Source organism: Halomonas sp. Mc5H-6, from assembly GCF_024124705.1.
Lineage (GTDB): Bacteria > Pseudomonadota > Gammaproteobacteria > Pseudomonadales > Halomonadaceae > Vreelandella > Vreelandella subterranea.
Window position 1 is genome coordinate 46,175 of the sequence record NZ_JAMXSI010000015.1, and the last position, 20,229, is coordinate 66,403.

Sequence of the window (20,229 nt, forward strand, 5' to 3'; positions counted from 1 at the left end):
TCACCCGCTCAAGAAGCAGGCAGCAAAGCCACCGATTATAACGAACCTGGCCGCTGTCGTGCAGCGTCAGGCGCGCATTTTCAAATGCCGCACCCGTAACCCCAGCGCACCCAGCCAGGCAAAGTACAGCCCCGCGCCCAGCGCCACCAGCCCCGACACCCAGGCGACCCGCTGCCACAGACTCATGGCAAGCCAGGTTGTCCACTCGGGCGCGGTGGCGTACAGCGCAATGCTCATCAACGCGCAGCCGCCTAAAAGTTGCACCGCAAAGCGCCCCCAGCCGGGCTGAAACACCAGTACGCCTTCCTTACGCAGCAGGTAACCAAGCAGCCCGGCATTTAAAAACGCCGACAGCGACGTGGCCAACGCTAACCCGGCGTGGGCTAGCGACCAAACCAGCATCAGGTTGAAGACCATATTGGCGACCATGGCAAAGATGGCCACCTTCACCGGGGTCTTGGTGTTCTGGCGGGCAAAAAAGCCCGGTGCCAGCACCTTGATCAGCATAAAGGCCACCAGCCCAACGGCGTAGGCGCGCAGGCTCATCGCCGCCATCTGGATATCGGTATCGGTCATCGCGCCGTAATGGAACAGCGTGATCAATAGCGGCTCTGCCAATACCACCAGCGCCAGCGCGGCGGGCAGCCCCAGCAGCAGCACCATGCGGATTGCCCAATCGAGCATGGCGGCAAAGTGCGCGTTTGACTGGTCAGCGTGGCGCTTGGAAAGCGCGGGCAAGATCACCGTGCCAATCGCCACGCCAAACACACCCAGCGGGAGCTCCACCAGCCTATCGGAATAATACAACCACGACACGCTACCCGCGGCCAACAGCGAAGCCAGCACGGTATCCAGCAGCAGGTTGATCTGCGATACCGACACGCCAAACAGCGCCGGCCCCATGAGCTTCAATATTCGCCGGACGCCTTCATGCGCCAGGTTGGGCCACGGGATGGGCATCAACCCCAGGCGCAGCAAAAACGGCACCTGGAACACCAGTTGCGCCACCCCGGCAATCAACACGCCCCAGGCCAGCGCCATCGCGGGCTCTGTCATCAACGGGGTGAGCAACAAGGCCGCCCCAATCAGCGACAGGTTCAGCAGCACTGGAGTAAACGCCGGGACCGCAAAGCGGTTCCAGGTGTTCAGCACACTACCGGCAAAGGCGGTAAGCGAAATCAGCAGCAAATACGGGAAGGTCAAACGCAGCATGTCCGCCGTCATGGCGAGCTTTTCCGGATCGCGGCCAAATCCCGGTGCAAACAGCCAGATCAACCAGGGCGCCCCCAGCATGGCAAGCGCGGTAATCAGCGCCAGAATCGCGGTTAAGCTCCCCGCCACGGCATTGAGCAACTCGCGAATTTCCTGCTTGTCGCGCTGGGTCGAGTACTCGGAAAGTACCGGCACAAAGGCCTGATTGAACGCGCCTTCAGCAAACAGTCGGCGCAGAAAATTAGGGATCTTGAAGGCCACGAAAAACGCATCGGCCCCGTCGCCCGCGCCCAGCAGCGCCGCCACCACCACATCGCGCACCAGCCCCATGACCCGCGACAACATGGTCATGGCACTGACTATCAACCCCGAGCGCATCAATCCACGCCCCCGAGGCTGCTCCTGTCCTTGCTGCTGCGAATTCGCGGTCATCGCCTTCGCTATCCTTCCCTTGGCAATCCACAGACACAAAAAAACCGGCCGCAGCCGGTTTTTTAAGGCGCCTGCCGGCTTACGCCGCCAGTGCTTTAATGCGCTTGTTCAAGCGGCTTTTCAGACGTGCGGCTTTCTTCTTGGAAAGGACGTCTTTATCAGCGATGCGGTCAATGACCGGCTGCGCCACTTTAAACTCTTCCATCGCCTTGCCATGGTCGCCTGTCTTAACCGCTTTGAGTACGCGCTTAATGTAGGTACGGACCATGCTACGTTGGCTAGCTTTCAGGACACGACGGTTCTCGGCCTGGCGGGCGCGCTTGCGAGCTTGCTTGCTGTTCGCCACTGGTATCTCCTTGGAGAATAAGGTTGCCGCTAAAGGGCAACGGATTAACTATGTGTTCGTCGCGAGCCGACACGGCCGATGCGACGCTTCCGTAACAACCAATTGTTTTGGCGGCTAATTTTGTGCAATAAGCCGACCAAAATAGTGTAGCGAGCAGTTCAATTCAGCTGCCCGCTCACGGGTCTTGTCTGAGAGGATGGCATAGTCTATCACGCAGAATGCGGGCTTGCTAGCAGTAGTCACTCGACACGATGGCGAAAGCCTTACGGCGCGGCCTGTCCCATGGGCGCCAAAATCTTGCGCAGAAAGTGACGCGTCCGTTCATCCCTTGGCGCGGTAAAAAGCTCCTCGGGCGGGGCCTGCTCGACAATGCCGCCTTCGTCCATGAAAACAACCCGGTCGGCCACTTCCCGGGCGAACTGCATCTCGTGGGTGACCACGATCATCGTCTGGCGCTCAACCGCCAGTTGCTTCATCAGGCTCAATACTTCCTCGACCCACTGAGGATCAAGCGACGACGTGGGCTCATCGAACAGAATCACGTCAGCGTTAGCCGCCATGGCTCGGCCAATGCCTACGCGCTGCTGCTGGCCGCCTGACAAAGACGCGGGGTAAGCATCTGCCTTATCGGCCAGGCCGATACGCTCCAGTATCTCTCTGGCTCGCGCGTGCGCCTTGGCTTTCGGCAGCTTGTCCACCACGATCATCCCCTCACTGATATTATCCAGCGCGGTCTTATTGGCGAAAAGGCCGTAGTTCTGGAAGACAAAGGCCGTGCGCCGACGCAGCGCCAGAATATCGGCCCGGCTGGCGCGTTGGGTATCAACCTTTAAATCGCCCACCTGTAAACGCCCGGCATCCGGCTTTTCCAGGAAGTTAATACAGCGCAGCAACGTTGACTTGCCCGTTCCGGAAGGGCCGATAATCACGATAATCTCGCCCTGCGCGAGGCTCAAATCAATGTCCTGAAACACGGTATGTGTTGCAAAACGCTTGGTAATACCTTGCAGAGAAATCATCGTTGGTAGGCCTTATTCAGGTAGCTTTCTAACCGGCGTTGCCCCCAGGACAGTATTTCCACGATGACCCAGTAGATCACCGCGACCAGTAAAAATGCCTCTAAGTAGAGAAAGCTGCCCGACGCTTCTTTTTGCGTGGCACCCATCAATTCCGTCACCCCCAGCGTAAAGGCCAGCGAGGTCGCCTTGATCATGTCGATGAAGTAATTCATCAACGTCGGCGTTGCCACGAGGGTTGCCTGGGGCAGAATAATGCGGCGCATCAGCTGTGGCTGGGTCATGCCGATGGAAAGCGCGGCTTCGGTCTGGCTACGGTCAATGCCCACAATTGCCGCGCGAATGGACTCGGCCATATAGGCAGAAAAATGCAGTGTCAGCCCCAACACAGCGGCAGTCACGCCGGTAATAGCGATCAACGAACTAAACAGCTGCGGTAAGCCATAGTAGAAAAGAAACAGTTGAACCAGCAGCGGTGTACCGCGGAAAAATGAGATAAACAGCAACGAAAGCCCATTTAAAAACGGCACCTTCGACACGCGAACCACCGCCAGCAGGCACGCCAGTACCAGCGCAAACAGCATGGCAATCGTCGCCATTTGAAGCGTGAGTGGCAAATAGCGCAGCAGAACCGGCAGCAGCCCCCACATATATTCAAGGTTGAGCATAGCAGCATCGCTTATAAGCAAACGGCCGTGGCAATGCCACGGCCGCGTTACACGGAGTAGACCAGCCGTTACGGCTGAGTGATATCAGTATCAAACCACTTTTCCGATATCTTGCGCAGCTCACCGCTCTCGCGTAGCTCTGCCAGGGCATCGCCAACCCGGTCGCGTTGCGCACGGCCCGCTTCGTCATCACGAAACGGCAACGCATTCTGGATGGTCGAGAAAGGCTGGCCCGCCAGCTCTAAAGGCAGGCCTTTCTCCTTGATGACCTGGGTCGCACTCACGCGATCCATCACAAATGCCTCTACCCGCCCCAAGGCCACATCCTGTTCAATGTTGGACTCATAGGTGCGAATATCGATTTCATCGGCATTGGGCTGCTCACGCAGCAACTGCTCGTAGTTAGATCCCAGGTTCACCGCCACGCTTTTGCCGGATAAATCTTCGACACCTTCAATAGTGTCATTTCCAGCCTTTACCACCACCTGTGCACCGTCATAAACATAGGGTTCCGTGAATACATACTTGGCTTCACGCTCTGGGGTAATGGTGATCTGGTTGGCGATCGTATCGATACGCCCCGACTCCAGCATCCCCGCCAGGCCCGAGAAGCTCGCCGTCACGAACTCGATATCATCACCGGTAATCTCGCCAACGGCGTTCATGACATCCACCTCAAAGCCCTTGAGCTCATCCTGCTCTACAAAGGTAAAGGGAAAATAGCCGCCCGACATGCCGACGCGGAGCGTATCAGCTTGGGCCGTGGCGGCAAATACGCCACTGGCAATGCTCAATGAGAGTGCGGTAAGGGTAATCGTCAGTTTGCGTGTCAGTCGCATGGTGGTGATTCCTGTTGGATAGCTAAAAGCAATAGTGCCATTTTACCCCTCCATCAACTGCTAATAAAAGAATATAAAAGCTGCTTTTTATTCCCCATTGATCTTTTTGATAGCTGAAGGCGTTTTCGGCGGTTCATCTAAAACGCTTCCCACTCAGGTTCGTTTCTTTTCGTGTTGCGTTGGTGCGCCTGTTGAGTGGCAGGCTTGGGTAACGACGGCGACGCGCTGCCTGAGGCATCGCCACTAAGCTTGAAGGCATCCACCAGGCGGGTGAGCCGGTTGGCTTCCTGCTGAAGCGACGCCGCCGAGCTGCTGGTTTGCGACACCAACGTGACGTTCTGCTGCGTGGCGGAATCCATTTGCGTCAGCGCCGTACCCACCTGCTGAATACCGGATTCCTGTTCGCGCACGGCCAGCGAAATCTCGTTCATCAGCCCCGATACCTGGCGGATAGCCTCCACCGTATCCTGAATCCCCTCGCCGCTCCGTACCGCTTGCTCGGCGCCGCTGGCGATACGCTGGCTGATATCCGTGATCATCTCGCGAATCTTGTTGGAGGAATCCGCGCTGCGGCTGGCGAGATTGCGCACTTCGCTGGCCACCACCGCAAACCCACGGCCATGCTCACCCGCACGCGCCGCCTCGACCGAGGCATTGAGCGCCAGAATATTGGTCTGGAAAGCAATCGAATCGATGACTTCCACAATCTCGCCCACCTTGCGGGAACTGGCTTCAAGCTCGCGCATCAATTCAACCGAGTGCTGAACCTCTTTGACGCCTTTCTCGGCTTTTTCAGCCGCCTGGCTGGAAATGGTATCGGCATTACTGGCCGACTCGCTGTTCTGGCGCACGATAGAGGACATCTCTTCCATGCTAGACGCCGTTTCCTGGAGGGCGGATGCCTGCTGCTCGGTTCTGGACGCGAGGTCCTCGCTGCCGGAGGCAATCTCGTTCGATGCCACATTGACATTCCGGGCACCATCGCGCACCGCCTGGAAGCTGACATCCATGCGCGCAATAAAGCCATCGAATTCGCGGGCCAATTCGCCAATTTCGTCGCGCCGCTGGCTATCAATACGTGCCGTAAGGTCCCCCTCGCCTTCAGTAATATCGCGAATCCGCCCGCTGACCTGGCGAAGCGCCCGGGACATCAGGTTCGGCCCCATCAAGGCAATCACCAGTGTGGCCAATAACACCAATGCCGTGAAACCCATCACCCAGCGTTGCTGAACGGCGACTGCCGCCAGTGTTTCTTGTTCCAGCGCCAGGCCACGCGCATCAGCGCTTTCACCGGCAATGTTGTAAAGCTCACGCAAAGAGTTAAAAGCCGCTAACGAGTCTCCCTCCAACTGCGCCTCGGCGGCATCAAGCTCGCCGTCTGCATGCAGGTCGAAAACACGCTGGGACGCCGCCTCCCATGCCGTGAAACGATCCTCGAACGGCTCAAGCCCTTCGCTTACCTGCGGATATGCCTCTAGCAACGTGAGGAAGTCATGCATTCGGTCGTACGCCTGCTCGGCATTTTCGCGGTAATCGTCGTACTGAGCGCTTGCCCCCTCACTGCCCGGCGCTTCACGCAGTACTTCAAGTTCGGCCACCCGTGCCTGGTAGAGGTCGCGGTCCGCATTGAGCACCGCTGAAACGGCCGGGTTAAAGGAGCCACTGAACGCCGTCATGCGTTCACGCATCGACTGGACAAGCAGACTATCGACCACCACGACGCCCAGCAGCGACAGGGCCACCAGGATAAACGCCAGGGTGTATTTCACATTGATCTTATGGAGTTTTTCCAGCATTGCATCAGCCTTTGAGTTGTCATCTTTATTATGGTGATAGCCAACCCTGGCAGAATGTAGCTGTGTCCTGTCTTTCTACTATCGGCTTCGACGCGGTGGGCTTGAGTAGATGGCGTAGAGAAATATTGCATTCAATAAACGTTGTATCCACCTGGGGAAAAGCGCGGCGGCTTTATCAACCTAACATCGCCTGGGTATGCTCGCGTTGTTGCTTCACAGCACTGTCGACAATATCCAGCAGGGCTTGGAAGTCTTCGGGGGATGTTCGGTCCAGGCCGTGGGTTTCGGCACGTTCAATTGTCGCTTGGGTATCGCGAATTAACGATTCGAGTTCCTTCGCGACGCGTTCGTGCTCATCCGGGCTCATGGTTGACTCACTTTTCAGCCACCGTATTAGTGGCCTTGCTGAAGGCGTTGCACGCGGTCGTATAAAGCCTTGGCACTTTGTACCGCAACGGTCTCGTGTTTATCTAGCGCCAGCAAGATATCTTGACGATCGTCCCGGGTCACAGCTTGCAACTCATTTTGGTAGCGGCTTAACAGGTGCTGAAGATTCATTCGGATCATCGTCAACTCCAGCTCGAACTCTATTTTGAGGTTTTCGTTCCGTTTTTTCTCAACAGGTGACTGGCTTGCCGTGATCATAGCTTCCACAGTGTTGTTAATTTGCCCTTCCAAAGCGTTGAGCCTGGGAATTAAATCGTACATCACCTCATGGGCAGAAATGCTTTTATGACTCATTGGGTAAGTTTTACCTCTATACGCTTTATGGCTCATCTTATAGAAAAAACGGGGCCTTGCGGCCCCGTTATGTTCACAGCTATTAACCGCTTAGCTAACCGATTAACCCAGCAGAGAAAGAACGTTCTGCGGGATCTGATTGGCCTGTGCCAGTACCGAGGTACCCGCCTGCTGAAGGATCTGGCTGCGAGTCATGTTAGCCACTTCTACGGCATAGTCGGCATCTTCGATACGCGAACGGGCAGCAGAGAGGTTAGTCTCGGTAGTGCTCAGGTTTTCGATCGCTGATTCCATACGGTTCTGGATCGCACCAAGGTCGGAACGCAAACTGTCAACAGTTGAAAGCGCGTCGTCCACATCACCCAGAGACGAACGCTCAGCTTCTGTTGTCGCCTGAGTAGTAAAGTCACCCTCTGCATCTTTATAGATACGCTGTCCAGAATCGTTAGTCACGTTACCGTTTTCCTGGGCAAAGTAGCTGACGTCAGTTGTAGTCTGGTCAGTAAAGCTACCATCATCAGCACTAAGGCGAACGGTAGCATCCGCAGCACCGAGAGCACTCCCCTCGCCATTACCATCATCCGTAAAGGTACCGAACTCAATAGCAGTCACAGCATTACTTGCGACAGTGAAATCGATTGTTTGTGTATCGGTATTGCCAGCGCTATCTTCAATATTCAGCGTGAGGGTATAGTCGTTATCTGCAGCAGCCTTAAGAACGTCATTGACGCCAGACTCGGAAATAGTCAGACCGGTTGCTGCCACTTCACGGCCGTTACCAGAGTAGGTATCACCTGTTGTAGCTGTGCCAGAAGTATTAGCAGCATCAGTGAAAGTGATAGAACCACTGAAGGCAGAAACAGTGTCTGCTACATCTGCTGCCGTAGCTTGGGTAAGAGCCCCACCATTATCATCAGTAGTAAAATTACCGTCTGAATCAATGTAAAGAGCATTCGCACCATCTGTTACAGCACCTGCATCATCAACTGTAATACTTGTAGTTGTGCCATTAAGAGTGACATCAGCAGTGACAGTATTACCGGCAGTTGCAGTAAGACTAGTTGCTGTATCGGCAGAAGTAACTGCAGCACCTCCCTGATCTGTCAAATCAGTGATAGTCGCACCCGTGGTGTAAGTTGCACCACCGTCGATAGCGATACTGTCACCGCTACGTGCTGCCAGTGAGTCTGACAAGTTATCAATAGTTGCAGCAGGGGGGTTGCCAGAGCCATTCTCTGTCAAGTTTCCTGTGGAATCCAGGTACAAAGCATTGCCGCTTGCAGTAGCAGTTATATTACCATCACTTGCAATAGTAATGTCTGTACTTTCACCGCCAATGGATACCGTGGCAGTTTTAGTTTCACCAAGAGCTGGCTCCATAGCTGATTTTATAGTGTCAGCAGGAGTTTCAGCGTAGGTCTGACCAAACTGGTAAGATCCATCATCTTGTTTGGTATAAGTCGTACCTTCAATGGCGATAGAGTCACCAGAAGCCGCCTTACCAAGCACCTCAAGAGTTGATGCGGAATTATTATCGGTGGACAACACGTACTCATTGGTGGTGCCAACTTGAGTTGCTCCCGCCAAGGTTAAATCATCCTTGATAGCAGCCTCGTTATCAATCTCACCGGCACCGGTAACGTTAAAGCCTTCCATGCCCAGCGTTTTAACATTTATTTCTTTCAGGTCGATGGTAATCGCCTCGCCGTCGTTGGCGCCAACCTGAATTTTCATGCCTTCATCAGACTGCAGCACTTTGGTGCCGTTAAAGCTGGTTTCACCAGAAATACGATCAATCTCACCAAGACGCTGATTAATCTCATTCTGGATGGACTCTAAGTCATTAGAAGAGTTGGTGCCGTTTTCAGCCTGAACCGCCAACTCACGAATACGCTGTAGGTTGTCGTTAACTTGGTTGAGTGCACCTTCAGCAGTTTGCGCAACGGAAATACCGTCATTGGCGTTACGCTGCGCCTGGGCTAGACCTGTAATCTGGCTGCTCATACGGTTAGCGATGGCCTGACCAGCTGCATCATCCTTAGCGCTGTTGATACGCAGGCCAGAACTCAAACGCTCCATGGAGGTTTGCAGATCATTCTGAGATTTGTTCAGGTTCTGCTGGCCGATCATCGATGTGATGTTGGTATTGATCACTGACATGGTGTGATTCTCCTTGCTTGGACACTGGCCTAGAAGGCCCGCTTTTCGGCCACTGTGTGTGCCGTTATTTTAATTAACGGCGCGGCGGGGAGAACCTTTAGGGTTAATGCCAAAAAAATAACAAAATACGCCAGAAAAATGTTAACAAACGTAAACACGGTACTTACTGCCATTTTGAGACGCAAACAGGGCCTTTCGGCCCTGTTGATAAAACTCACGCGGTTGCTGGCTAGCTAGCGAACGGGTTACTTGCGGCCCAACTGATGATCCAGCGCATCAAACTGCTGGGTCAAGTATTCGCTGGTACTGTTCATCTGGGCGATCATGGCATCCAGTTGGCCGAACTGAGCGCGATAACGACTAATAGTCCGCTCGATAGTGCTTTCCATACGCTCATAGCGGTCTTTCAAGCTGTCGATGCGATTTTCCGCGCCGCTGATGGCATTGCCCAGGGTACCGTTTTTGCTCATTAGCTGCTCAAGCGTGGTGCTTAGGCTGCTGGCCAACCCTTGAGAGGCATCATTGCCTTCCACGCCTGTAAAGAAGTCACTGAGAGCATCCGGGCTGTTTTTGGCTAAATCGCTGACAGCGTCGTCATCCATTTCCAGCGTGCCGTCGCGCTGCAGGGTAATACCCAGTAGACTCAACGAGGCTAGCTCACCACCCGCCACGCCACTGGTCAGCACGCTGCGCAGGCGGTTTTCAATGGTGCGCACGGTGCTGTCGCCGACCAGCTCGCCTGCCGTATCCGTACCGGCATCATAGTTGGTTGCGGTGCCTATGGTGCTTTTGACGTCATTGAAGGCTTTAACGAATGCGCCGATGGCCTCGCGCACTTTGAGCGTGTTGCGCTCCACGCTGACGGTACTGCTGGCAGTTTCGCCCGCCCCCAGGTTTAGCTCGCCCAGGTTCAGCGTCACACCTTGAATGGCATCGTCAATACTGTTGCTGGCGCTGGTAATCGCAATGCCGTTAACCGTCAGAGCGGCATCCTGGCCGCTTTGTGCGGTGTCGCTCGTGAAGGGGGGCGTGGTAACGTCTGTGCCATCCGCATTCACAAAACTAAAGCCGGTTACCGAGGCATCCAAGCCCGTCTCGCTGGAGCTAAGGGCAAGGCGGTAGCCTTCCCCATCAAAAATCACGCTAGCGCTGACAACTGCATCTTTGCGAGCATTAATGGCATCACGAATATCTTCCAGGCTGCTGTCCGCGGCTATGTCGATATTAACGCTAGCTGTGTCTGGACCTGCAAAAACCAGCCGCAGTTGGGTGGCGCCACCCATATCGAGAGGAGTGTCGCTATCGGTTACCCGCTGAGAAGCTAACGTGCCACTGGTAGCCAGCGCAGTGACTTCGACGCGGTAGCTACCGGGCAAGGCATCCGCGCTGGTGGTCGCGGAGATTTCATCGCCACGCACATTGGCGGAAAGACTTTGGTAGAGCTTGGGATCATTCAGAGCATCAACCGCATCCTGGAATTTATCCATGGATGACTGGATTTTGCCGTAGGCGGAAATCTTGGCTTCCTGTTGTTCCTGCTGACGGGTGATTGGCGCGAGCTTGCCGCGTTCGGCATCGTTCAACTGATCCAACAAGCCGTTGAGGTCAAGGCCTGAGCCAATACCTAGAGAGGTAATCGTTGCCATACTGGGAGTCCTCAGTAAAAGGCTAAACCTATCCACTGCACTGCGGGCCACTCACGCCACGTCAACGCAAATTTAATAAAAATATTATCGGTCAAAGTGAGCGCAACTTTAGCGCTTTTTTATTGCTTTAGATATTGATGGCGACCTCAGGATGCAAAAAAGCCTGCGCAAGGCAGACTTTTAAACGTAACTCGCTGTATTGACTGCGTGTTAGCGACCTAACTGAGCATCCAGTGAATCAAACTGCTGAGTTAAGTAGTTACTGGTCTGGTTCATCTCGGCGATCATGCCGTCCAACTCGCCAAATTGAGTGCGGTAGCGGTCGATGGTCTGGCCGATGGACTGCTCCATGCTGGTGTAGCGGTCGCCGAGTGATTCGATCCGGCTTTCACTGCCGCTGATTGCGCCGCTTACGGTCCCATTTGAGCTCAGCATCTGCTCCACAGCGGTATTCACTTGACCTGCCAGGCCAGTGTTATCGCCACTGCCCGCGAAGAATTCAGATAGAGCCTGCTGGTCGTTGGCGACGACGTCATTTAGCTGGTCGTTATCCAGCGAGAGCGTGCCGTCAACCTCAAGCGAAATGCCTACTTGGCTGAGCATCGAGAAGCCATCGCCCTCTTGCGCGACACCGCCGCTAAGTACGCTGCGCATACGGGATTCAACGGTGCGAACCGTGCTGTCGCCATTGAGTGGCCCGGCCTCGCCGGTCTCCTGGTTGAAGTTGGTCAGCTCGCCTGTTGACTCTTTCAGCGCGTTATACGAATCGACAAACGATGTGATTGCTTCGCGCACGGCAAGAGTGTCCTGCTCTACCGCAACGGTGCTATCGCCCTCGCTTTGCAGGTTCAGCGTAACGCCTTGAATCGCACCCTCGACCTGATTGGTCGGGCTGGTGATATCGATGCCGTTGACGTTTAAAGCAGCGTCGGTGCCATCCTGCAATGTATTTGCTGTATCAGCAGCGAACGGGGCGGCATCGCTAAACGAGAAGTTACTGATAGATGCATCCGCACCGGTTTCTCGTGAGCTTAGTGCCAACCGATCTTGGGTGCCATCGTTGATGATAGTGGCATTGACCCCCGCGTTTTCATCCGCATTGATGGCATCGCGGATATCTTCCATCGAACTGTCGGCGGCGATGGCAACCGTCGTTTCACTGCCGTCGCCAAAGGCGAACGTAATGTCCTGGGCGGCCGTGGTGAGTGCCGCTTCCGCGTCGTCTACACCCTCGGAGGCCAACGTACCCCGCGTGGCCAAGGTATCCACGGTAATGTTGTAACTGCCGGGCATGGCAGTTTCATCGGCGGCAGCGCCCACTGATTCTCCACTCACATTGGTCGACAGGCTCTCGAAGAGGGAACCGTCAGCAAGTGCACTCGCCGAGTCCTGGAACTCGGAAAGCGCACTCTCCAACTGCCCATAGGCCGATATTTTGGTATTTTCGGTTTCTACTTGTTGCTCAATCGGGACAAGCTTTTCACGTTCAGCGTCTTCAAGCTGATCAAGCAAGCCGTTCAGGTCCAACCCTGACCCTATACCGAGAGAAGAAATAGCACCCATACGCTAACCGCCTTTTTTGAAACGAGTGGAGCAACCGCCTTCATTAGCGCCCATCCACAAACCTTGCTGGGCTGACGTGTTGCCAACGTCAAATATGTTTATTTCATTGCTGATTACTTATTGACTCGGCTTATAAAGTACAACCTTGAACATTCTAGCTAATTTTTAAGTACCAAAATGTAACCAAGCGTATGCGAGTGCACGCTAGCGACCTACCCCCAAGTATGTAAGTCCCGCTTCCTGGGCGGCGCTTGGAGTAAACAGGTTGCGTCCATCCACCACCAGCTTGTCGTTTAACTGGCCGGCCAGCCATTCCAGATCGACGCTGCGAAACGCCTTCCATTCGGTGCAGATCACCAGGGCATCCGCGCCTTTCACTGCCTGGATGCGGTCGCCGGCGAGCAGCAAGTCGTCGCGCTCGCCATAAATCCGGCGACATTCAGCCATGGCTTCAGGGTCGAAGGCCTGCACCTTGGCGCCTGCCTGCCAGAGCGCTTCCATCAGCGTGCGACTGGGCGCTTCACGCATATCGTCGGTATTGGGTTTGAAAGCAAGCCCCCACACGGCGATGGTTTTACCCGCCACATTACCCAGTGATGTTTGCAGTTTGGTGAACAGCGTCTGTTTTTGCTGCAGGTTGACCGTTTCCACCGCACTGAGCAGCGCAGGCGTATAGCCCAACTGGCGGGCGATGCGTTCGAGGGCCTGCACATCCTTGGGAAAGCATGAGCCACCATAACCGCAGCCAGGGTAAATAAAGTGATAGCCAATTCGCGGGTCGCTGCCGATGCCCCGGCGCACGTCTTCAATATCCACGTCGAGACGTTCGGCAAGGTTGGCCATCTCATTCATGAAGCTGATCTTGGTGGCCAGCATGGCGTTGGCGGCGTATTTGGTGAGCTCTGCCGCGCGCACGCTCATGAACATCAATTTTTCGTGGTTACGGTTATAGGGGGCGTAGCATTCGTGCATGCGCTCTTTTACCCGCTCACTTTCAGTCCCGACGATAATTCGTGCGCCGCGGGTAAAGTCCTCAATTGCGGCGCCTTCTTTCATGAATTCAGGGTTGGAACACACATCAAACGGGACATCGACGCCACGGGCAGCGAGGGTTTCGCTGATCGCTGCATGCACCTTCTCAGCAGTACCTACCGGCACGGTGGATTTGTCGATCACCAGCTTGTAATTGTTCATGTGCTGACCGATGGTACGCGCGACATCCAGTACGTAGCGGAGATCAGCGCTACCGTCTTCATCCGGCGGGGTGCCCACGGCGATAAACACCAGCTCACCATCGCGCACGGCTTGCTCGGCGTCGGTGGTAAAGCTGAGCCGCCCGGCGTCGACATTGTGCGCCACGATATTGCTGAGGCCCGGCTCGAAGATGGGCACTTCACCGGCATTCAACTGGGCGATCCGCTCGGCGTTAACGTCCATGCAGGTGACCTGATGGCCGACATCGGCCAGGCAGGCGCCTGCGACTAATCCTACGTAACCGGTTCCAAAAACACTGATATGCATGCCGCGTTAACTCACTCATCAATACGGGTGGCGAAATTTATAACGAGCTTATCACGTCGCTCAGGCTTTGATGACGGGGCGTGGCAGGAAAAACATGGGATAGACGTTGGTCTAATATCGACTTTCGTTTATAATGCACTGCAGCAGCTCGACATTGAGAACAGAGCGTTGAACATGCGTTTTCAGACGCTCAGTGCTGCCCGGCTAACGCATCAGGAGAAGGAAATGCCCAGCGACATGTCCACTGCCAATCACGTTCAGCGCAGTTTACGCCAGTGTTTGGCCGTCGTGGCCGAGATGCTTTACGACAACGGTCATGTGCTTGAAACCATCACCCTGACCAAGCGCGGCCTGAGCAGCAAGGAACTGCAGTTGCTTAGCCAGAACGCGCCGGACTGGACCACCTGTCAGCAGGTGTTGGAAACCAGCCAAGCAGCGACCCGCAACGATCAGGGGCGGTTTGTATTGACTCCCATGGGGCGCGAATTGATGTTTGATATGTTCGGGGAAGGCGCAGCGGACTGCGCCTGAACGAGCCCTGAAACTAAAAGCAATTGATTAGCGGATACCGAGAAAAGACAGGATAAACAGCACGACCACTACCAGTCCGATGATGTAGATAATATTTCTCATAAATGCACTCCTTGCGAATTGCGTGGTTAAAAAGCAATCTATTGCTGGCCTGTTCAGACTAGCAGGCCTTCCCGGGTTTTGCGTATTCAAGAGGTTGGCTACCCCCTCATTTATCTGGACGGGCTGGAACCCTTGCATAGCGTCGGGTTCAAACAGGGACCTGTTTGCCGAGGTTTCACCATGCGCTTGTTGATGTCCGCCGTTTTTTTCGCTGCCACGTTTATCCCCTCCGCCCTTAATGCCCAACCGACGTCTCCCTCACCGCCCAAGGCTGATGCGCTCAGCAACCTGAGCGACGACGCCCGCGGTTATTCACGCTTGCACAGCATCGTGGTGGCCCACCAGGGTCGGATCATTCACGAGCACCATCAGGGTGGCCCTGGGGTTGACGCGCCCGCGAACATCAAGTCGCTCTCGAAAACTGTACTGGCGGCGCTGGTGGGAGCTGCTATCGAAGAGGGGATTATCGAATCCACCGATCAGACGCTGGTGTCGCTGCTCGGCAACCATGTGCCTGAAGGGGCGGACCCCGAGGTTGCCGATATCACTGTGAGTCATTTGCTGTCTTTACAGGCAGGGCTTGAGCGCACATCCGGCCAGAATTACGGCGCCTGGGTGGCCAGCCCCAACTGGGTAGCCGATGCGCTGACACGGCCATTTGTCGACCGCCCCGGCGGGCGCATGCTGTATTCCACGGGTTCCAGTCATCTGTTGTCTGCCGCACTGACCTACACCAGCGGTGAGTCCACCTATACATTGGCCCAGCGGCTGTTGGCGGAGCCACTGAATATTGCCATTCCCCCCTGGCTGCAGGACCCTCAGGGGATCTACTTCGGCGGTAACGATATGCAGCTCTCGCCGCGTGCGCTGGTGGCAATCGGCGAGCTGTATCGCAACGACGGTGTCGTCGTTGATGGCAACGGCAACGAACAGCGTGTACTGCCGGAAGGCTGGGTCGAGCGCTCTTGGACGCCGCGGGGCACCTCGCGCTGGACGGGCGACGGTTACGGCTATGGCTGGTTTATCACCCAGTTGGGCGGCGAAGACGTCTATTACGGCCGCGGCTTCGGCGGTCAGGCGCTGTTTGTGGTCCCCGAGCGGGCGTTAACCATCGTCATGACAGCTGACCCAACGCCGCCCTCGCCCGGCGGGCAGTTTCAGGAACGCCTGAATGCCATGGTGGCAGATCTATTAACGCACGGGTAAGTCGACTATTCCTTTTTGTGTCCCAGGCTCATCAGGTAGAGCGCAGCGGCCAGGGCGAGTACTGAAAGCGCCAGGTAGATCGCCTCCAGCGGGGTGGCGAAGCGGATATCCACCACAGCGCGGAAAAACTCAATAATCACCGCGAGAATCACCACGCGGGCGATTTTATCCTTTAGCTGATCGAGCGATGCGACGTTGAACGGATGATGAGGATAGCGCGCTTCCGCCTGGTCAATACGCGATACAAACAGCCGATAGATGCCTAACCCGAATATCATCAACACGATGGCGATCAAATAGATATCCACGGCGATAATGATATCGGGCACCAGGCTTTCATGGATATCGACGCTGCTGTCCACGAAATAGTAGTGCAGCGTGCGCATCACGACCTTGAAGATATCGACCGTGCCCACCGCGAACAGCATGACCGCGCCGATCAGACTCGGCACCACGGCCAGCATGACCAGAAACCGGGAGTTCCATAGTGCGGTTTCGACTCGCCGCTCCCAGCGACCTTGCTGTTCGGGCGGTTTGGGTGGCGTCGGCGGGGTATCGATCATGGTCGGTTCCTTGTTGTTAGCGCAAAAATTAAAGCAGGCCAACGAGAATGAGTGTGCAGGTGATGCCAAACAGCGCAAACCCCAGCACCAATGCAGCGCCATCCCGCGCGACTAACCCGAGGCCCAGCAGCGACAGCGCCAGCCCGGCGCCGTTGGCAGAAAAGGGAATAAACTCCATGGGGGGCATAGCCAGAGCAATCAACAGGCACACAAAGGCCGTCACGCGGATGCCAATATAGCCGGTTAACCACGGCAGGCGAATCCGCAGCAACCCATCAATCCAGCGGGCGGGCTTTTTTAGATAATAAATGCCTTTATCGAACTTATGGCGTGAAATCGAGCGCTTGAGCATCCAGTTGGGTAGCCAGAAGGTCTCTCGCCCGGCCAGCAACTGCACCGATACCAGCAGCACCAGCAGCGCCATCAACGTGGGCATGCCGGGAATATCGCCAATGATCGGTGCCAGCGTGATCAGCCCCGTCACCAATAACAGGGGACCAAAGGAGCGACGCCCCACGGCATGCACCACATCGTCAACGCTGACTCGCTGAGCGTCCTGCTCCATGCGCTCCAACGACGCAATTAGATCCATTAAAGTCGAGCCTTCGCGACGATCACCCATTCTGGTTTGTACGCTCTTCGGTTAATAGTTTGGTGCGAATAAAATCGCTGTGGCTGACGTGAAGCAGATCCGCCAGGCGCCGAATACGGTGTTCTTCAAGAGCATCGACGCTACCGTCGGCCCAGGCCAGTTGCCACATCAACGCCACCAGTTCGCAGCGCTGGTCGTAGCCGTAGTGATCCTTGATCAGGCTGACAAACTGGTAGTGGTCGACCGCGTCTTCCACTTCGTCCCGCGCCATAGCCATCAGCTCGTCAACATCGGCTTCACTGAGCTGGTAGCGCTGAAGCAGCATTTCCCGCAGCGCTGTTAGCTCGGCGTCGCTTGTATCGTAGTCGGCCCGGGCGATTTCAAACAGCAACGCGGCCGAAGCTAGTTCGAGCGTGATGGTCTGGTTATCGCGCTGCTCGGGTTGCGCAAGCGTGCGCTGAAAAAACTCTTGGATAGTGTCCAGCATGGGGTTCTCCTCCGCTCGCAAGACGCTGCGAGCGCCTTACGACTGCTTGGTCAGTTGCTCTTTTAACTGTTTGGGCACCTGCTTGATGATCAGCCGGTCCTGGGTGGCATCGTATTCAATGCTTGAGCCGAGCAGGTGCGAGTCAAAACTGATCGAGACGCCGCCCGCACGCCCGGTAAAGCGCCGGAATTGATTGATTGTGCGCTTATCCGGGGGAATTTCCGGCGACAGGCCGTAATCGGCATTGCGAATATGCTCGTAGAAGGCCTTGGGCTGTTTTTCATCGACCAGCGCTGAGAGTTCGTCGAGCGTCATGGGTTCCCCACGGCTCATCTGGTCGTTGGCGTAATCCACCAGGCTGTCGGTTTTTTCCCGGCTGGCCTCATCGTCGAAATCCTCCTTCTCGACGTAGTCGCTGAAGGCTTTGAGCAGTGTACGGGTCTCTGCAGGCGCGTCGAGGCCTTCTTCCATGCCCAGCAACACCATCATCCCCTCGCCCAGCTTCTTGCCGCCGCGGTCCTTCAGGAAGGAGACGTACTGGGCATCCGGCGAATCGCTCTGCCATTGGCTCAGGTTGATCCTGGCGGCCAGCGTCAGCTGACGGGTGTTCAACTGGGCGGCGGGCACCGCCTGGTGCGCATCATCAATGCCAATGCCCTCGCGCTGGTGGGCAAGCCCCATGAAAAGCGTTTCGGTGTCGCCCTGGCGCTGGTGGCTGATCACCAAGTAACCACTTACTGACAGCTGCTCTTGAAGCGTACTGACGAGCCGCTCAGCAAGCGCAGTGGCAAGCTCGGTAAAGGGCTGCTCACCGGCAAGGTAGTCTTTCAGCCACACCGATAACGGCCCGGCGTGCTCGCCCTCTTCGGCAAACCGCCCCCAGCCTTTGGGCTTGGTGTTGTAGGTGTCGTTGAGCGCGCTGACCAGGCTTTCCATGACCGGCTCGGCGCTGTCGGCCTCAACCGGGGCGGCGGTCAGCGTCAGGCGCTCGCCGTCAAGCGTCGGGTCCAGGCGGTGAACGATACTGTGCAGAAGTGGCATAAGACGTGTAATGCTCCCTTACTAGGGTTTAAGACGGTAGCCGGTGCGGAAAATCCAGCCGATGGTGGCTAAACAGACCGCCAGGAACAGGCAGATCATGATCACGCTGGCCGCCAGGCTGACGTCGCTGATGCCGTAAAAGCTCCATCGAAAGCCACTGACCAGATACACCACCGGGTTGAGCAGCGTGACGCCCTGCCAGAACGGCGGCAACATGTCGATGGAATAGAAACTGCCACCCAGGAAGGTCAGCGGGGTAATCACCAGCAGCGGCACCAGCTGCAGCCGGTCAAAGCCTTCGGCCCAGATGCCGATGATAAAGCCCAGCAGGCTGAAGGTAACCGCGGTCAGCACCAGAAAGGTCAGCATCCAGAAGGGATGCGCGACTTCCAGGGGTACAAAAAACCCGGAGGTGGCAAGAATGATCAGCCCCAGCAGAATCGATTTGGACGCCGCCGCCCCCACGTAGCCCATGACAATCTCCAGGTACGAGATGGGTGCCGAGAGCAGCTCGTAAATGCTGCCGGAAAACTTGGGAAAGAAGATCCCGAACGAGGCATTCGAAACGCTTTGCGTCAGCAGCATCAGCATGATCAGGCCCGGCACGATAAAGGCGCCGTAGCTGATGCCATCAATCTCGCTGATGCGCGAGCCAATCGCCGCACCAAAGACGACAAAATAGAGCGATGTCGAAATCACCGGCGAGACAATACTTTGCAACAGGGTGCGCCGGGTACGCGCCATTTCGGCCATGTAGATGGCGCGAACAGGATAGAGATTCATGCGCGCTCCTTAACCAGATCAACGAAAATATCTTCCAGCGAGCTTTGCCGGGTGTGCAGGTCCTTGAAGGTGATGCCTTCGCGCTCAAGATCGGTGAGCAGCGCGGGAATACCGTGACCATCCTCTTCCTGATGGCCGTCGTAGGTATAGACCAGCTCATGGCCTTCGGCCGACAGGCTGAGTTCGGGGCGATCAAGGGCGGATGGCAGGGTTTCCAGCGGCTCGTTGAGGTAAAGCGTCAGCTGCTTGCTGCCCAGCTTGCTCATCAGGGCGTGCTTGTCCTCGACCAGCACGATTTCGCCATTGTTGATCACGCCGATGCGGTCGGCCATTTCCTCGGCTTCTTCAATGTAATGGGTGGTGAGAATAATGGTCACGCCGTTATCGCGCAGCTCGCGCACCACCTGCCACATTTCGCGGCGCAACTCGACGTCGACACCGGCTGTCGGCTCGTCGAGGAACAGGATGCGCGGCTCATGGGACAGCGCCTTGGCGATCAGCACGCGGCGTTTCATGCCGCCGGACAGCGTGATCAGTCGGTTGTTGCGCTTGTCCCACAACGCCAGCGATTTGAGCACGCTCTCGATATGCGCCGGGTTCGGCGCCTTGCCGAACAGACCACGGCTGAAGCTGACCGTGTTCCAGACGGTTTCAAACGCCTCGTTGGTAAGCTCCTGGGGGACCAGGCCAATGCGCTCCCGGGCCTGGCGGTAGTCGGCAACGTTGTCGAAGCCGTCCACCAGTACCTGGCCTTCGCTGGGGTTGACCAGACCGCACACCACACTGATCAGCGTGGTTTTGCCCGCCCCATTGGGCCCCAGCAGGGCAAAGATTTCGCCGCGCTGAATCTGTAAATCGACTCGGCTGAGCGCTTGAAAACCGCCCCGGTAGGTTTTATTCAGACCTCGGATTTCGATAATGGCATCGTTCAAGGCAAGCTCCTGACAAAGCGGCCGATGTGAGCCGCTGATGGCGAATGGCGCG

The 20,229-nt window shown here is 56.1% G+C and carries 20 protein-coding genes; 2 read left to right on the forward strand and 18 right to left on the reverse strand.

What is annotated here, in order from left to right; all coding sequences use genetic code 11:
• Nucleotides 1-66: 66 nt before the first annotated feature.
• From murJ to NH395_RS16520, 12 genes are all read right to left on the reverse strand, one after another.
• Nucleotides 67-1,644, reverse strand: a complete 1,578-nt coding sequence (gene murJ, locus NH395_RS16460; RefSeq protein ID WP_253026381.1) for a murein biosynthesis integral membrane protein MurJ — start codon at nucleotides 1,642-1,644, stop codon at nucleotides 67-69.
• A 79-nt stretch (nucleotides 1,645-1,723) separates the two neighbouring features.
• Nucleotides 1,724-1,990: a 30S ribosomal protein S20 gene (rpsT, locus tag NH395_RS16465; protein WP_066316664.1), complete on the reverse strand. Its 267-nt coding sequence runs from the start codon at nucleotides 1,988-1,990 to the stop codon at nucleotides 1,724-1,726.
• A 263-nt stretch (nucleotides 1,991-2,253) separates the two neighbouring features.
• Nucleotides 2,254-3,009 carry an amino acid ABC transporter ATP-binding protein gene (locus NH395_RS16470; RefSeq protein ID WP_253026383.1) on the reverse strand — a complete coding sequence of 252 codons (756 nt, stop codon included), beginning with the start codon at nucleotides 3,007-3,009 and terminating at the stop codon, nucleotides 2,254-2,256.
• The gene (locus tag NH395_RS16475) at nucleotides 3,006-3,674 is read right to left on the reverse strand and encodes an amino acid ABC transporter permease (RefSeq protein WP_253026385.1); all 669 of its coding nucleotides are present in this window, start codon (nucleotides 3,672-3,674) and stop codon (nucleotides 3,006-3,008) included. Before NH395_RS16475 ends, NH395_RS16470 begins: the two co-directional genes overlap by 4 nt.
• A 68-nt stretch (nucleotides 3,675-3,742) precedes the next feature.
• Nucleotides 3,743-4,513, reverse strand: coding sequence for an amino acid ABC transporter substrate-binding protein (locus NH395_RS16480; protein WP_253026387.1), 771 nt, complete (start codon nucleotides 4,511-4,513; stop codon nucleotides 3,743-3,745).
• A 137-nt stretch (nucleotides 4,514-4,650) separates the two neighbouring features.
• Nucleotides 4,651-6,309 carry a methyl-accepting chemotaxis protein gene (locus NH395_RS16485; protein ID WP_253026389.1) on the reverse strand — a complete coding sequence of 553 codons (1,659 nt, stop codon included), beginning with the start codon at nucleotides 6,307-6,309 and terminating at the stop codon, nucleotides 4,651-4,653.
• A 175-nt stretch (nucleotides 6,310-6,484) separates the two neighbouring features.
• Nucleotides 6,485-6,676 carry a hypothetical protein gene (locus NH395_RS16490; RefSeq protein ID WP_253026391.1) on the reverse strand — a complete coding sequence of 64 codons (192 nt, stop codon included), beginning with the start codon at nucleotides 6,674-6,676 and terminating at the stop codon, nucleotides 6,485-6,487.
• A 26-nt stretch (nucleotides 6,677-6,702) separates the two neighbouring features.
• Entirely contained in the window at nucleotides 6,703-7,050 is a 348-nt protein-coding gene (locus NH395_RS16495) for a hypothetical protein (protein ID WP_253026393.1), read from the reverse strand.
• A gap of 102 nt (nucleotides 7,051-7,152) precedes the next feature.
• Nucleotides 7,153-9,210 carry a flagellin gene (locus NH395_RS18400; RefSeq protein WP_290443880.1) on the reverse strand — a complete coding sequence of 686 codons (2,058 nt, stop codon included), beginning with the start codon at nucleotides 9,208-9,210 and terminating at the stop codon, nucleotides 7,153-7,155.
• A 245-nt stretch (nucleotides 9,211-9,455) separates the two neighbouring features.
• Complete coding sequence (gene fliD, locus NH395_RS16510; protein ID WP_253026395.1) at nucleotides 9,456-10,856, reverse strand: flagellar filament capping protein FliD; 1,401 nt, start codon at nucleotides 10,854-10,856, stop codon at nucleotides 9,456-9,458.
• Nucleotides 10,857-11,066: 210 nt separating this feature from the next.
• The gene (fliD, locus tag NH395_RS16515) at nucleotides 11,067-12,419 is read right to left on the reverse strand and encodes a flagellar filament capping protein FliD (protein ID WP_253026397.1); all 1,353 of its coding nucleotides are present in this window, start codon (nucleotides 12,417-12,419) and stop codon (nucleotides 11,067-11,069) included.
• Nucleotides 12,420-12,623: 204 nt separating this feature from the next.
• A complete protein-coding gene (locus NH395_RS16520) occupies nucleotides 12,624-13,940 on the reverse strand; it encodes a UDP-glucose/GDP-mannose dehydrogenase family protein (RefSeq protein ID WP_253026399.1) in 1,317 nt (438 codons plus the stop codon).
• 174 nt (nucleotides 13,941-14,114) lie between these two features.
• Between NH395_RS16520 and NH395_RS16525 the strand changes: the two genes are divergently transcribed.
• Both NH395_RS16525 and NH395_RS16530 read left to right on the forward strand, forming a co-directional pair.
• On the forward strand, nucleotides 14,115-14,471 hold the full coding sequence (locus NH395_RS16525) for a hypothetical protein (protein WP_332612815.1): 357 nt from the start codon (nucleotides 14,115-14,117) through the stop codon (nucleotides 14,469-14,471).
• A 282-nt stretch (nucleotides 14,472-14,753) separates the two neighbouring features.
• Nucleotides 14,754-15,779, forward strand: coding sequence for a serine hydrolase (locus NH395_RS16530; protein WP_253026401.1), 1,026 nt, complete (start codon nucleotides 14,754-14,756; stop codon nucleotides 15,777-15,779).
• A gap of 5 nt (nucleotides 15,780-15,784) precedes the next feature.
• Here NH395_RS16530 and NH395_RS16535 read toward each other — a convergent pair whose 3' ends face one another.
• Genes NH395_RS16535 through NH395_RS16560 form a run of 6 tightly spaced genes read right to left on the reverse strand, consistent with a single transcriptional unit; the run spans nucleotide 15,785 to nucleotide 20,177 of the window.
• Nucleotides 15,785-16,342 (reverse strand): YqhA family protein, encoded by a 558-nt coding sequence (locus tag NH395_RS16535; RefSeq protein WP_253026403.1) that lies wholly within the window; start codon nucleotides 16,340-16,342, stop codon nucleotides 15,785-15,787.
• A 28-nt stretch (nucleotides 16,343-16,370) separates the two neighbouring features.
• The gene (locus NH395_RS16540) at nucleotides 16,371-16,964 is read right to left on the reverse strand and encodes an exopolysaccharide biosynthesis protein (RefSeq protein WP_253026405.1); all 594 of its coding nucleotides are present in this window, start codon (nucleotides 16,962-16,964) and stop codon (nucleotides 16,371-16,373) included.
• Nucleotides 16,957-17,421: a TerB family tellurite resistance protein gene (locus NH395_RS16545; protein ID WP_253026407.1), complete on the reverse strand. Its 465-nt coding sequence runs from the start codon at nucleotides 17,419-17,421 to the stop codon at nucleotides 16,957-16,959. Before NH395_RS16545 ends, NH395_RS16540 begins: the two co-directional genes overlap by 8 nt.
• Nucleotides 17,422-17,457: 36 nt before the next feature.
• Nucleotides 17,458-18,462 carry a nucleoid-associated protein gene (locus NH395_RS16550; RefSeq protein WP_253026409.1) on the reverse strand — a complete coding sequence of 335 codons (1,005 nt, stop codon included), beginning with the start codon at nucleotides 18,460-18,462 and terminating at the stop codon, nucleotides 17,458-17,460.
• A gap of 21 nt (nucleotides 18,463-18,483) precedes the next feature.
• Nucleotides 18,484-19,245 (reverse strand): ABC transporter permease, encoded by a 762-nt coding sequence (locus tag NH395_RS16555; RefSeq protein ID WP_066316609.1) that lies wholly within the window; start codon nucleotides 19,243-19,245, stop codon nucleotides 18,484-18,486.
• Nucleotides 19,242-20,177, reverse strand: a complete 936-nt coding sequence (locus NH395_RS16560) for an ABC transporter ATP-binding protein (RefSeq protein WP_253026411.1) — start codon at nucleotides 20,175-20,177, stop codon at nucleotides 19,242-19,244. The genes NH395_RS16555 and NH395_RS16560 overlap by 4 nt, the downstream gene beginning before the upstream one ends.
• Nucleotides 20,178-20,229 lie beyond the last annotated feature (52 nt).